At 63.6% G+C, this 11,866-nt stretch carries 12 protein-coding genes and 1 riboswitch; of the genes, 5 read left to right on the top strand and 7 right to left on the bottom strand.

Features of this window, described 5'->3' with window-relative positions; translation table 11 throughout:
• Positions 1–12 precede the first annotated feature (12 nt).
• Positions 13–618 carry a glutathione S-transferase family protein gene (locus BUA54_RS14765; RefSeq protein ID WP_072858023.1) on the top strand — a complete coding sequence of 202 codons (606 nt, stop codon included), beginning with the start codon at positions 13–15 and terminating at the stop codon, positions 616–618.
• A 3-nt stretch (positions 619–621) separates the two neighbouring features.
• Here BUA54_RS14765 and BUA54_RS14760 read toward each other — a convergent pair whose 3' ends face one another.
• The gene (locus tag BUA54_RS14760; RefSeq protein WP_072858022.1) at positions 622–1,266 is read right to left on the bottom strand and encodes an outer membrane protein; all 645 of its coding nucleotides are present in this window, start codon (positions 1,264–1,266) and stop codon (positions 622–624) included.
• 297 nt (positions 1,267–1,563) lie between these two features.
• Here BUA54_RS14760 and petA point away from each other — a divergent pair, with 297 nt between their 5' ends.
• From petA to BUA54_RS14745, 3 genes are read left to right on the top strand one after another with little or no spacing between them, the layout of a single operon-like run.
• Entirely contained in the window at positions 1,564–2,148 is a 585-nt protein-coding gene (gene petA / locus BUA54_RS14755) for a ubiquinol-cytochrome c reductase iron-sulfur subunit (RefSeq protein ID WP_072858021.1), read from the top strand.
• Positions 2,149–2,162: 14 nt separating this feature from the next.
• Positions 2,163–3,503, top strand: a complete 1,341-nt coding sequence (locus tag BUA54_RS14750) for a cytochrome b (protein WP_072858020.1) — start codon at positions 2,163–2,165, stop codon at positions 3,501–3,503.
• Between the two features lie 17 nt (positions 3,504–3,520).
• Positions 3,521–4,384 (top strand): cytochrome c1, encoded by an 864-nt coding sequence (locus BUA54_RS14745; RefSeq protein WP_178352762.1) that lies wholly within the window; start codon positions 3,521–3,523, stop codon positions 4,382–4,384.
• A 54-nt stretch (positions 4,385–4,438) separates the two neighbouring features.
• Here BUA54_RS14745 and BUA54_RS14740 read toward each other — a convergent pair whose 3' ends face one another.
• The 4 genes from BUA54_RS14740 to BUA54_RS14725 form a co-directional block, all read right to left on the bottom strand.
• Entirely contained in the window at positions 4,439–5,131 is a 693-nt protein-coding gene (locus BUA54_RS14740; protein WP_072858052.1) for a thiamine ABC transporter ATP-binding protein, read from the bottom strand.
• Positions 5,118–6,641, bottom strand: coding sequence for an ABC transporter permease family protein (locus BUA54_RS14735; RefSeq protein ID WP_425434975.1), 1,524 nt, complete (start codon positions 6,639–6,641; stop codon positions 5,118–5,120). Before BUA54_RS14735 ends, BUA54_RS14740 begins: the two co-directional genes overlap by 14 nt.
• Positions 6,617–7,606, bottom strand: a complete 990-nt coding sequence (gene thiB / locus BUA54_RS14730; protein ID WP_072858051.1) for a thiamine ABC transporter substrate binding subunit — start codon at positions 7,604–7,606, stop codon at positions 6,617–6,619. The genes BUA54_RS14735 and thiB overlap by 25 nt, the downstream gene beginning before the upstream one ends.
• 35 nt (positions 7,607–7,641) lie before the next feature.
• Positions 7,642–7,740: riboswitch (TPP riboswitch) on the bottom strand.
• 72 nt (positions 7,741–7,812) lie between these two features.
• Positions 7,813–9,147 carry a dicarboxylate/amino acid:cation symporter gene (locus tag BUA54_RS14725; RefSeq protein ID WP_072858018.1) on the bottom strand — a complete coding sequence of 445 codons (1,335 nt, stop codon included), beginning with the start codon at positions 9,145–9,147 and terminating at the stop codon, positions 7,813–7,815.
• A gap of 199 nt (positions 9,148–9,346) precedes the next feature.
• Between BUA54_RS14725 and aroC the strand changes: the two genes are divergently transcribed.
• A complete protein-coding gene (gene aroC / locus BUA54_RS14715) occupies positions 9,347–10,453 on the top strand; it encodes a chorismate synthase (protein WP_072858016.1) in 1,107 nt (368 codons plus the stop codon).
• 65 nt (positions 10,454–10,518) lie between these two features.
• Here aroC and BUA54_RS14710 read toward each other — a convergent pair whose 3' ends face one another.
• The gene (locus BUA54_RS14710) at positions 10,519–10,866 is read right to left on the bottom strand and encodes a PRC-barrel domain-containing protein (protein ID WP_072858015.1); all 348 of its coding nucleotides are present in this window, start codon (positions 10,864–10,866) and stop codon (positions 10,519–10,521) included.
• A gap of 113 nt (positions 10,867–10,979) precedes the next feature.
• Positions 10,980–11,858, bottom strand: coding sequence for a LysR family transcriptional regulator (locus tag BUA54_RS14705; RefSeq protein WP_072858014.1), 879 nt, complete (start codon positions 11,856–11,858; stop codon positions 10,980–10,982).
• Positions 11,859–11,866: the final 8 nt, after the last annotated feature.

The raw sequence follows: 11,866 nt of genomic DNA, 5'->3' as shown, positions 1-11,866 counted from the left end.
GGACCACGCCCCATGAAACTGCTGATGTCGCCCGCTTCTCCCTTTGCCCGCAAATGCCGCGTCGTGCTGCGCGAGGCGGATTTGCTGGACACCGTCGAAGAGGTCAATGTCTCGACCTCTCCGACCGCGACGGATGCGGCGGTCGCCGCCGCCAACCCGTTGGGAAAGATTCCCGCGCTTCTGCGCGACCACGGGCCGGCGATCTATGATAGCCGCGTGATCACGCGCTTTCTGAACGATCACGCCGGCACCGCCTTCTATCCGCAGACCCGCCTGTGGGAAGTGCTGACCTTGGAGGCCACGGCCGACGGTATCATGGAAGCCGCGCTTGCCATGACCTACGAGGCACGGATGCGCCCCGCCGCGCAGCAATCGTCGGACTGGGTCGAAGCACAGTGGGCCAAGGCCCATCGCGCCATCGGCGCAATCGACGCGCGCTGGATGTCCCACCTTTCAGGGCCGTTGGACATGGGACAGATCGCCGTCGCCTGCGCACTAGCCTATATCGACCTGCGCCATGATGCGCGCGGCTGGCGGGACGGCCACGCAGATCTGGCCGCATGGCACAGGACCTTCATGGCGCGGGACGCGATGCTTGCCACCGTCGTCCCGGCCTGATCGTCAGAAGCTGAAGCTGACGCCAACGTTCAGAGCGTTGGTGATGATATCCGTTTCTAGCGTGCCCCCGCCGTCGAGGTCGGCGGTATTCTGGGAATAGGTGAACTTGTATTCACCGAACACCGAGAAGCGCTCACTGATCGGATAGGTCGCACCGGCGAGCACGGTCGCAGCGGGCCCGGTCACCTGATAGCCGAATGTGCTGGTCGTGCCGTTCGACACTTCGACGTGCGGGATCGCAACGCCAAGGCCGGCCCCGACGTAGGGACGGATGCCATACATCGGCTGGAACCGCCGGTAGGCATTGGCGGTCAGGGTGTTCAGCCCGTCCGTGAACTCCAGCGTGGTAAAGTCGCTGCCGCGCGAATCGGCAGTGGAATAGACTTTGGTATGCGTGAAATCGAGGCCGTAACCAAAGCTGTCGGATGCCCAGTAGGTCGCACGCAGGCCGTAATAGGGGGGTGGATCGAAGGACCGACCCTTCCACTGCACGCGCGTCTTGGCGGGATAGGCTGGATCGCCGCTGATGAAGAGGTCCGAATGTGGCGCACTCTGCGCGCCGCCGTAAAAACTCAGTTCGACCTCGGCGCTGGCAGCGGCAGGCATGACAGCGGCAAGCGACAGGGCGACGAGTGAGGCACGCAGCACGGCATGTCCTTTCAGAATGTGTTCACCCAATGCATCTAAACCGCGAAGGGCGGCGTCTCAAGACCCGGCATCCGCGGACCGAACAGATTGACGTGATCGACGCCGTGGCCAAACCTGCAGGTGTCGCCCGAAAACTGCGTCATTCAAGCCTCATATCGGGCCCCTGCGCCGGAATGTCCGCTGGACTGACCGGGGCGTGCGGGCTACACAACGCCGGATCGGACGGCACCGCGTGCCCTCCCTCCACCTATTCGCAGGGCCCCTGACAGGCGCCCCCCTCAATCGGGAGACATCCTTTTGTCACATGCAGACGAACATCAGGGCACACGCCGCGATTTCCTTTACTATGCGACCGCCGGTGCCGCCGTCGTCGTCGGCGGTGCCGCTGTCTGGCCGCTGGTCAACCAGATGAACCCTTCTGCCGACGTGCAGGCTCTGGCATCGATCCGCGTCGACATCAGCGGCGTTGCCGAAGGCACGCAGCTGACCGTGCTGTGGCAGGGCAAGCCGGTCTTCATCCGCTACCGCACCCCGGCAGAGGTCGAGGCAGCCCAGGCCGTCGAGTTGTCCCAACTGGTCGACACCAACGCAGAGAATGCCAACCTGCCCGACGGGTCGGAAGCGACCGACGCGAACCGCGCGCTGGCCACCTCCACCGGATCGGACGAGGAAGGCGGAGAGGCCTGGCTGGTCATGATGGGCGTCTGCACCCATCTCGGCTGCGTGCCGCTGGGTGAACAGGGCGACTTCGGTGGCTGGTTCTGCCCGTGCCACGGGTCGCACTACGATACCGCCGGCCGCATCCGCAAAGGTCCGGCGCCGCGCAACCTGCCCGTGCCCGTCGCGTCCTTCGTCGACGCCACCACCATTCAACTCGGTTAAGAGGAACGACACCCATGTCTGGTATTCCCCACGACCACTACGAACCGAACTCTGGCGGTGAAAAGTGGCTTTACAAGCGGTTGCCGATCGTCGGCCTTGTCCATGACGCGCTGTTCATTCCAACGCCGAAGAACCTGAACTGGATGTGGATCTGGGGCATCGTCCTGACCTTCACGCTGGTCCTGCAGATCGCCACCGGCATCGTGCTCGTGATGCACTATACTCCACACGTCGATATGGCCTTCTCCTCGGTCGAGCATATCATGCGCGACGTCAACGGTGGCCACATGATCCGCTACTTCCATTCCAACGGTGCGTCGCTCTTCTTCGTCGCCGTTTACCTGCACATCTTCCGCAGCCTCTACTATGGATCATACAAGGCCCCGCGTGAGGTGACGTGGATCATCGGCATGCTGATGTATCTGCTGATGATGGGCACCGCCTTCATGGGTTACGTGCTGCCCTGGGGCCAGATGTCGTTCCACGGTACGGCCGTCATCACCGGCCTGTTCGGCGCGATTCCCTTCATCGGTGAATCGATCCAGACCTGGCTGCTGGGGGCCTCCGCCGTCGGCCAGCCTGCGCTGAACCGCTTCTTCTCGCTGCACTACCTGATGCCCTTCATCCTGCTGGGCCTGACGATGGTGCACATCTGGGCTTTCCACACGACCGGCAACAACAACCCCACCGGGGTCGAGGTGCGCCGCACGTCGAAAGAGGATGCAGAGAAGGATACCCTGCCGTTCTGGCCATACTTCGTGATCAAGGACCTCTTCGCTCTGGCCGTGATTTTGGCCGTGTTCATGGCGATCGTCGGCTTCATGCCGAACTACCTCGGTCACCCGGACAACTACGTCCCCGCGAACCCGCTGGCCACACCAAGCCACATCGTGCCGGAATGGTACTTCCTGCCGTTCTACGCGATCCTGCGCGCCTTCACCGGCGACGTCTGGGTGGTGCAGCTGGTGAACTGGATCAGCTTCGGGATCATCGACGCCAAGTTCTTCGGCGTGCTTGCGATGTTCGGTGCGATCGCGGTCATGGCGCTGGCGCCCTGGCTCGACACCTCCTCCGTTCGGTCGGGCCGCTTCCGGCCGACCTTCAAGTGGTGGTTCTCGCTGCTGGCGGTCGACTTCGTGGTACTGATGTGGGCCGGTGCGCAGCCTGCGGAATTCCCCTACGACTGGATTTCGCTGATCGCCGCGACCTATTGGTTTGCCTACTTCCTGATCATCCTGCCGCTGCTGGGTGTCATGGAAAAGCCATTGGCGCAGCCTGCCACCATCGAAGACGACTTCAAATCGCACTACGCTCCGACCGGCGGCACGACGACCGTCGTCAACCCGGCAGAGTGAGAAAGGACCACGTGACCATGTTTCGCACATTCACCCTGACGGCCCTGACGGCGCTTGCGCTGTCCACCGGTGTCGCCACCGCCGAGACGGAAGTCGAGATCCACGATTTCGACTTCCCGTTCGAGGGTCCTTTCGGCAGCTACGACACCATGCAGCTGCAGCGCGGCCTGAAAATCTATACCGAGGTCTGCGCTGCCTGTCACGGCATGACCCGCGTCGCATTCCGGACGCTGTCTGACGAAACCGGCCCGGCGATCCCCGAAGACCAGATGCGCGCCTATGCAGCGAACTTCGAGGTCTTCGACCAGTCGCTGGCCGACGGTGCCGGCGACTACCGCGCGGCGACCCCAGCGGACTACTATCCCGCTTCGTCGCTGGCCAACGCACCTGATCTATCCCTGATGGCAAAGGCCCGCGCAGGCTTTCATGGTCCCTACGGCACCGGTATCAGCCAGTTTGTGAACGGCATGGGCGGCCCGGAATACATCGCGTCCCTGCTGGAGGGCTATCGTGACGAGCCGGAATGCGCTGCTGCGATGGAAACGCCGATGGAAGGCTATTACAACATTGCCTTCGCCAACGGCGGTTTCCCCGATGCCTGCAAGGACGAGCATGGACACCACACAGTGCCCGGCAGCTGGATTGCCATGCCGCAGCCCCTCTATGGCGAGGACGTGACCTTCGACGACGAAAGCGCCAACAGTCTTGAGGACGAGGTGCAGGACGTCGCTGCCTTCCTGATGTGGACGGCAGAGCCCAAACTGGTGGCGCGCAAGCAGGCGGGCTTGACCGGCGTGATCTTCCTCAGCGTGCTGTCCGTACTGCTTTACCTGACGAACAAGCGCATCTGGGCGCCGCACAAGAACAAGATCAAGCACTAGGCCCTGTCCTAGGTTACCTGAAAGGCCCGCCCTCATCGGCGGGCCTTTTGCATGTCAGCCGCCCAGATAGTCGCGCAGTGCCTGCGGCGGGTCTTCGAAGATGACCGCGGTATCGCGCGGCGGGTGTGCGACCCCGTCGGCCACGAGCACGACCTGATCTGCAAAGTCGCGGGCGTCCTGCGGATCGTGTGTCACGACGATCACCGTGCGGCCCTGCCCCACCAGCCGGTCACGCACCAGCGTCAGCATCTCGTGCCGCAGCGACGGGCCAAGGGCGGCAAACGCCTCGTCCAGCAGGACGACCGGACGGTCCGCGAGCAGCGCGCGCGCCAGCGCGGCCCTGCCCTGTTGGCCACCGGACAGGGCGCGCGGCTTGCGATCACCCATCCCCTCCAGCCCGACAGCGGCAAGCGCAACGGCAACCTGTTCCTGCTGGGCGACGGTCAGCCGCAACCGCGGAGCAAGGGCCAGTCCGACGTTCTGCGCGATCGTCAGGTGGGGGAACAAGTTGTTATCCTGAAACAGCATGGTGACCGGGCGGTCGCCCGGCTGGCGCACGGTGATGTCGTCCCCGTCCCACCGGATGCGCCCGGCGCGGGGCGTCAGAAATCCCGCAACCGCCGCCAAAAGGGTCGATTTGCCGCCGCCCGACGGCCCAATGACCGCCGTCAGCCCCGGCGGAATTCGCAGATCGGCGGTCAGGCGAAAGTCGCCCTGCGCAAGGGTCACACCGTCAAGCGTCAACATGCATACGCCCTCCCCTGTCGCAGACCCAGAAGGCACCAAGCGCCAGCGCCAGCAACAGCAAGGCAGCCCCGGCCGCCGCGTCCATGCGATAGGCGCCCATCAAGCGATACATCGCAAGCGGCAGCGTTTCCTGTGCGTCGGTCGCGAACAGGGCAATGACTCCGAGGTCGCCAATCGACAGCGCCGCCGTCAGCCCTGCCGCAAATCCCAGCGGTCTTCGAAGGCGCGGCATGATGACGATGCGGAGCAAGTCCACACTTCGCAGGCCCAGCGTCTCCGCCAGCCTGCCGTAATTCGCGCGGATGTCCTTCACCGCGGGCGCAAGGACCCGCAGGACAAACGGCAGCGCCATAACGGCATTCACGCACAGCGTCACCGGCAGGGCGAGCGTCGCCGGGTTCGCGAAAGGGAAAAGCAAGAGGAACAGACCTGTCCCCATGACCAGCGCACTCGCGGCGAGCGGCAGCACCCCGACGATTGAAGTGACGAACCCACCACGCAGCGCCAGCGCAAGGCCCAGCAAGAGGCTCAACGCCGTTGATCCTGCCGCCACGGCCACCGATCGCCCGGCGGCGGCCCAGATGCCCGGCCCCAGATCGCCCAGCCCCGGCACGCCACGCCAGATGACCATTGCCAGCGGCAGGGCAAGGAACACTGTCACCGCCGCCAACCACAGCCAATCCCAAAGGCTTTGGTCCCAGCGGGCGACAACACGGTCCAGACCGCCGCCGAAGCCGTCCACCGGCGTCACCCGCCACGCAACCGCGGCCGCAGTAGCGCAGAGGGCGAACTGGATGCAGGACAGCAGAGCGGCCCGGCCAAGGTCGAAGTCGAAGCGGACTGCCTGCCATATCGCAAGCTCGACCGTCGTAGCGCGTGGGCCACCGCCCAGTGTCAGAGCCACGGCAAAGCTGGTCAGGCAAATCAGGAAGATCACGAGGGTCGCCCCCGGCAGGGCGCGCGCCAACATGGGCGCTTCAAGCAGGCGCCAGACGGAAGCGTTCAACTGCGCCGCAAGCTGAAACCGCTCTGCCGGGATCTGGACCCAACCCTGCAGGATCAGGCGCACCGCCAGTGGCAGGTTGAAGAAGACATGTGCCAAGACGACACCGCCTGCGCCATAGATCGAAACCGGCGCCAGTCCGGCTGCCTCGAGGCCAGCGTTCAACAGCCCGCCCCGCCCAAAGACGGCAAGCAGTCCAAGGACGGCGACGATGACCGGCAGGATGAAGGGCGCGCCCAGCAGCATCACCAGCACCCCCCGCCCCCGGAAACGCCGCCGCGCCAGCGCGCGCGCCACCGGCACCGCCAGCGCCACGCTGACTAGCGCGGACACCGCGGCCTGCCCGAGGGTGAAGCGGATCGCGGCCCAGTCCCCGGCGGACAGGCCGTGGCCGACCTCTGCTCGCAGGGCGACAGCCGCCAGCGTGCCCAGCGTCAGCAGCAGAACGAGTGTCGTCGCCAGCCATGCCGGCAGGCCGCGCATCACTGCGACAGGGCGTTGCGCCACGTATCCACCAGCTCGTCACGCACGTCGGCCGCATCCTGCGACGACAGCAGCAACCCCTTCGGCGGAACCGTCAAGGTATCGAAACCGGCAGGCAGCGCCACCTGCGTGGCGGGATACATCCAGTTGGTTTCGGGAATGACCTGCTGAAACGCCGGCTCCGCAATGAAGGCCATGAACTGACGGGCCAGTTCCGGCTGGTCGGTGCCCGCGACCATGGCCGCGACCTCGACCTGCAGGTAGTTGCCGTCGTCGAACGCCCAGGATGTCTTGGAGTCGTCGTCCTCGGCGATCAAGTGATAGGCGGGTGAGGTCGTGTAGGACAGGACTGCATCTGCCTCTCCCGCAAGAAAGAGGTTGTAGGCTTCGGTCCATCCGGGCGTGACGGTGACGATATTATCCGCGAGGTCGGCCCAGATCCGGCTCGCATCATCGCCGTAGAGTGCATGGACCCACATCAGAAGCCCTAGCCCGGGAGTCGAGGAGCGTGGATCCTCGATCACGATCTTCAGATCGCTGTCGGCCAGTTCCTTGAACGAATGGACGGCCGCAGTGTCCTTGTCCGCCACGAAGGCAAGGTAGCCCCAGTCGAAGGGCAGAAAGGTGTCGTCGCTCCAATCTACCGGCAGCGTCAGCTCGGCAGTCACGCCATGCGGTGTGAAAAGGCCCGTGTCGCTGGCGGCGGCGGTCAGATTGGTATCAAGGCCCAGCACCACGTCCGCATCCGTGCGCGGCCCTTCCAGTTGTAGTCGCGCCAGCAGCGCTGCGCCGTCGCCGGCACCGGTAAACACCAGATCGCAGCTACATTCAGCTTCGAACGCTTTCTCGATCGCGGGTCCCGGGCCCCATTCGCTGGTAAAGCTGTCGTAGGTCAGCACGTTCAGCACTGGCGTCTGAGCCTGCGCCGACGCGGCACAAGTGATGGCGCCGACGCTTGCAAGGCACAGACGAAAAATCGTGGTCTTCATGTCTTCCTCCAAAACGACGGGCGGATTGGGGGACAGCATGAGTGCCGGACCTTCCCTCCGCCGGTCTTAACCGGTTCAGGTTCAACGGGTCCGCTTGCGCATCTCAGCCAGTGAAGGCCCCCCGAGGTGTACCACAGCTAGCGCGCGACAGCGCAAAAGAAAAGGGCCGCAGACGCCTGCGGCCCTTTTCGACTCGGTCAGCCTTTTCAGGCGATGGCATGATCCGGCAGATGCGCGTCACCTTCACCTGTGACACCCGCATTGGGATTGTCGAAGGTCGCAATGTCTATCTTGCCCTCACCCTTGGCAACAATGGTGGTCACGATCGCGTCGCCGGTAATGTTCACCGCCGTGCGGATCATGTCCATCAGGCGGTCGACGCCGAGGATGATCGCAATCCCCTCGATCGGCAGGCCGACCTGCGTCAGCACCATGGTCAGCATGACAAGGCCCACACCCGGCACACCCGCGGTGCCGATGGAGGCGAGCACCGCCATGCCGATCACCGTGAGGTAGCCCATCAGGCCAAGGTCGATGCCGTAGACATTGGCGAGGAACACCGTCGCCACGCCCTGCATGATCGCGGTGCCGTCCATGTTGATCGTGGCGCCGAAGGGGATGCAGAACGACGCGACGCTCTCGTCCACGCCCACGCGCTCCGTCGTGCACTGGTAGGTGACCGGAATGGTCGCGTTGGACGAGGCGGTCGAGAATGCGAATATCTGTGCCGGACGCATCTTCTTCATGAAGGTGATCGGGTTGAGGCCGGTCAACAGCTTGAGCATACCGGGCAAGGTCAGGAACAAGTGGATGAAGAGAGCCCCCACCAGCGTCAGCACGTAGGCGATCACCGGGATGAAGAGGCCGAGACCCTGCTCGGCAAAAGTCTTCGCGATCAAAGCGAAAACGCCGTAGGGCGCCGCCCGCATGACAAGGTCGACGATCTTCATCATCACCTCGTTCATGTAGTCGCAGGCCTCGATGAAGGGCTTCGACCGGTCGCCCAGCATCAGCACCGCTATACCAAGGATCACAGTGTAGAAGATGACCTGAAGCATCTCTCCCGCCGCAAAGGCGGCGATGGGGTTGGTGGGCACGATCGCGGCGAAGACGTTCCAGACGCTCGGTGCCTCGGCGGCAGAAATCCCGCTGGCGTCGATGCCCGTCATGTCGAAGCCCTTGCCCGGGCCGATCAGGGTGGCCAGCACCAGCGCAACGGTGATGGCAAGCGCCGTGGTGAAGATGTAGAGGCCGAAGGACTTCGTGCCCACACGCCCCAGCACGCGCACGTCGCCGATGCCCGCGACTCCACCGATCAGTGAGAAGAACACCAGCGGCACGACCAGCATCTTGAGCGCGTTGACGAACATCTTCCCGATCATGCCAAAGAAACCGGCCACGACGTAGTCGTTGATGAACGGCATGTTCACTTGGTTGAACACGACGCCGACAAGGATCCCAAGCCCCATTGCCAGCATGATCTTCATGGTCAGCGACATCTTTCCGTCACTGCCGGGTCCGGTGGTCGTTGCATCCGCCATTGGACGTCTCCCCATGTTTCAGGCCATTAACCTGACATTAAGGCTCGCACAGAAAGCGTCGTTTGGCGACGAAAACATGTTACAGAATTGTAACGTGCGGATTTTCAACGGCTTGCGGACGCAACCGGCGAGCGAATCGCCCGAATTGAACACGGGCTGCACATGGTTTAAGCCCCGGACAACAACAGCGAGGCGCGTCATGTCGGTCAATTCCTTCGGTCATCTGTTCCGCTTCACCACCTGGGGCGAAAGCCACGGGCCGGCTCTGGGCGCCACCATCGACGGTTGTCCGCCGGGCATCCTGCTGGACCCTGCGATGATCCAGCAATGGCTGGACAAGCGCCGGCCTGGCCAGAACCGCAACACCACCCAGCGCAACGAGCCCGACGCTGTCGAAATCTTGTCCGGCGTCTACGACGGTCGCACGACCGGCACGCCGATCCAGCTGATGATCCGCAACACCGACCAGCGGTCGAAGGATTACGGCGATATCCTGAACACCTTCCGGCCCGGTCATGCGGACATCACCTATCACCAGAAATACGGGCTGCGCGATCCGCGCGGTGGCGGCCGGTCCTCGGCACGTGAAACGGCGGCCCGCGTCGCGGCAGGCGGTGTCGCGCGCGAGGTGATCGCAAGCCTGGTGCAGGACCTGCGGATCACCGGCTACATGGTCCAGATGGGCGAGAAGAAGATCGACCGCGACCGCTTCGACTGGAACGAAATCGACCGCAACGATTTCTGGTGTCCTGATGCAGAGGCAGCGAAAGACTTCGAGGCTTATCTCGACTGGTTGCGCAAGGACGACCACAACTCCGTCGGCGCCGTGATCGAGGTGGTGGCGCGCGGCGTGCCCGCGGGCATCGGCGCGCCGGTCTATGCAAAGCTGGACACGGACCTTGCTGCCGCGATGATGAGCATCAATGCCGTGAAGGGCGTCGAAATTGGCGAAGGCATGGCGGCAGCGGCCCTAACAGGCCGCGACAACGCTGACGAAATCTTCATGGGGAACGACGGAGCGCCCATCTATTCGAGCAATCATGCAGGTGGCATCCTCGGTGGCATCAGCACCGGTCAGGATGTCGTGGTGCGCTTCGCGGTCAAGCCGACGTCGTCGATCCTCAGCCCGCGCAAGTCGATCACGATGGATGGACAGCCGACCGAAGTCATCACCAAGGGGCGTCACGACCCCTGCGTCGGTATCCGCGCCGTACCCGTGGGCGAGGCAATGATGGCCTGCGTCATTCTCGATCACATCCTGCTGGACCGGGGCCAGACCGGTGGTGTCAGGGGCCGGATCGGCTGACCCGGCCCCTGTCTTAATGTTTTGATAATGCGACCGTTCGCCTTCCCCGCGGGGAAGGTTGCCCGTCAGATCCAGTAGGGGGCCAGGCCGTAATAGTCGTGTAGCCGAGTCTCGTAGTCGCGGTTGCGGTCCCAGTCATTGGCTCGTTCCGGCGCACCCGTCAGACGATCCTTCGTCAGGTCGGTAACATAGCCGCCCAGTTCGGTGTCATAGCGCAGGGATTTCCACGGCAACGGCTGATGGTCCTCGCCCATGCCCAGAAAGCCGCCGAAATTCATGACGGCATAGGCAACATTCCCGGACTGCTTGTCGATCATCAGGTGGTCGATATGGCCGATCTGTTGACGATCCGCGCCGTAAACTTCCGTGCCGTTCACGCGGCTCGAATCGATGAGGTTGTGTTCGCTTTGCATGACGTTTCCTCCTCGTGATGCGATACGGACAAACACCCTGTGGACCGGGTGGGTTGCATTCCAGACGCTGCGATCAGGAAAACATTGCGCCAGTTTCAGCCGACACGTGCCGGTCAGCCCGACCAATCGGTCGTATGCGCCTTGAGATAACTCAGGAAGGTCTGGACCTTCACGCTGCGATGCAGGTCGACGTGCGTGACCAGCCACAGTTGCGCCGACCATTCGTCGCGAGACGGCATCACGCGCTGCACCTGCGGATGCAACGGCAGTTCGAGTTCCGACATGAAACCGATACCGGCACCCTTGAGGATCGCATCCGTCATGACCCGCATGTCGGTTGCTCGCAGCACCATGCGCTCCGGCCCCACCTTGTCATGCAACCAGCGGAAGAAAGGCGCCCGGTGCGGCTCCTCCACATGGCTGACGAAGACGTGGTTCTTCAGATCGTCTTCGTCTGCCGGCATCCCGTAATGGGTGATATAATCGTCCGATGCGACCAGCGCCATGCGCTGCGTAACCAGCGACTGCACCACGTTGTCCGGCTCTGACGGTTGCTTGCCCGCCCGGATCGCCACATGGGCCTCGCCGTATTCCAGTCGCAGGACACGGTCTCCGGTCAGGAATTGCAGACGGATTTCTGGGTATTCGCGCTGAAATCCGACCAGCACCGGCATCAGGATCGGCCCCAACGCGGCGAGGGATGTAACGACCAGCGTGCCGCGCACGCCCTCGCCCAGCCCCTTGATCCGACCTGCCAGTTGCGTGAACTGTTCGTCCGTGGCCTGCGCGACGCGCAGCAGGTCGGTGCCCGCCTCGGTCGCCGTGTAGCCCCGTGCATGGCGCTGAAACAGCTTCACACCCAGCCGCCCTTCCAGCGCGTCGATGTGGCGTATCACTGTTGCATGGTGAACGCCCAGTGTCTCGGCCGCACCGCTGACGGTGCCAGCGCGCGCCACCTGAAATGCGGTGCGGATTTCATCCCAACTGTCCATGGCGCCAT

This window comes from Loktanella atrilutea, assembly GCF_900128995.1.
GTDB classification, from domain to species: Bacteria; Pseudomonadota; Alphaproteobacteria; order Rhodobacterales; family Rhodobacteraceae; genus Loktanella; species Loktanella atrilutea.
This window is presented reverse-complemented; position numbering and strand designations above follow the sequence as displayed.

Coding starts and splice junctions, on each gene's coding strand:
- BUA54_RS14765 (WP_072858023.1), top strand. CDS start 13: ATGAAACTGCTGATGTCGCCCGCTTCTCCCTTTGCCCGCAAATGCCGC.
- aroC (WP_072858016.1), top strand. CDS start 9,347: ATGTCGGTCAATTCCTTCGGTCATCTGTTCCGCTTCACCACCTGGGGC.
- thiB (WP_072858051.1), bottom strand. CDS start 7,606: ATGAAGACCACGATTTTTCGTCTGTGCCTTGCAAGCGTCGGCGCCATC.
- BUA54_RS14710 (WP_072858015.1), bottom strand. CDS start 10,866: ATGCAAAGCGAACACAACCTCATCGATTCGAGCCGCGTGAACGGCACG.
- BUA54_RS14725 (WP_072858018.1), bottom strand. CDS start 9,147: ATGGCGGATGCAACGACCACCGGACCCGGCAGTGACGGAAAGATGTCG.
- BUA54_RS14705 (WP_072858014.1), bottom strand. CDS start 11,858: ATGGACAGTTGGGATGAAATCCGCACCGCATTTCAGGTGGCGCGCGCT.
- BUA54_RS14750 (WP_072858020.1), top strand. CDS start 2,163: ATGTCTGGTATTCCCCACGACCACTACGAACCGAACTCTGGCGGTGAA.
- BUA54_RS14745 (WP_178352762.1), top strand. CDS start 3,521: ATGTTTCGCACATTCACCCTGACGGCCCTGACGGCGCTTGCGCTGTCC.
- BUA54_RS14740 (WP_072858052.1), bottom strand. CDS start 5,131: ATGTTGACGCTTGACGGTGTGACCCTTGCGCAGGGCGACTTTCGCCTG.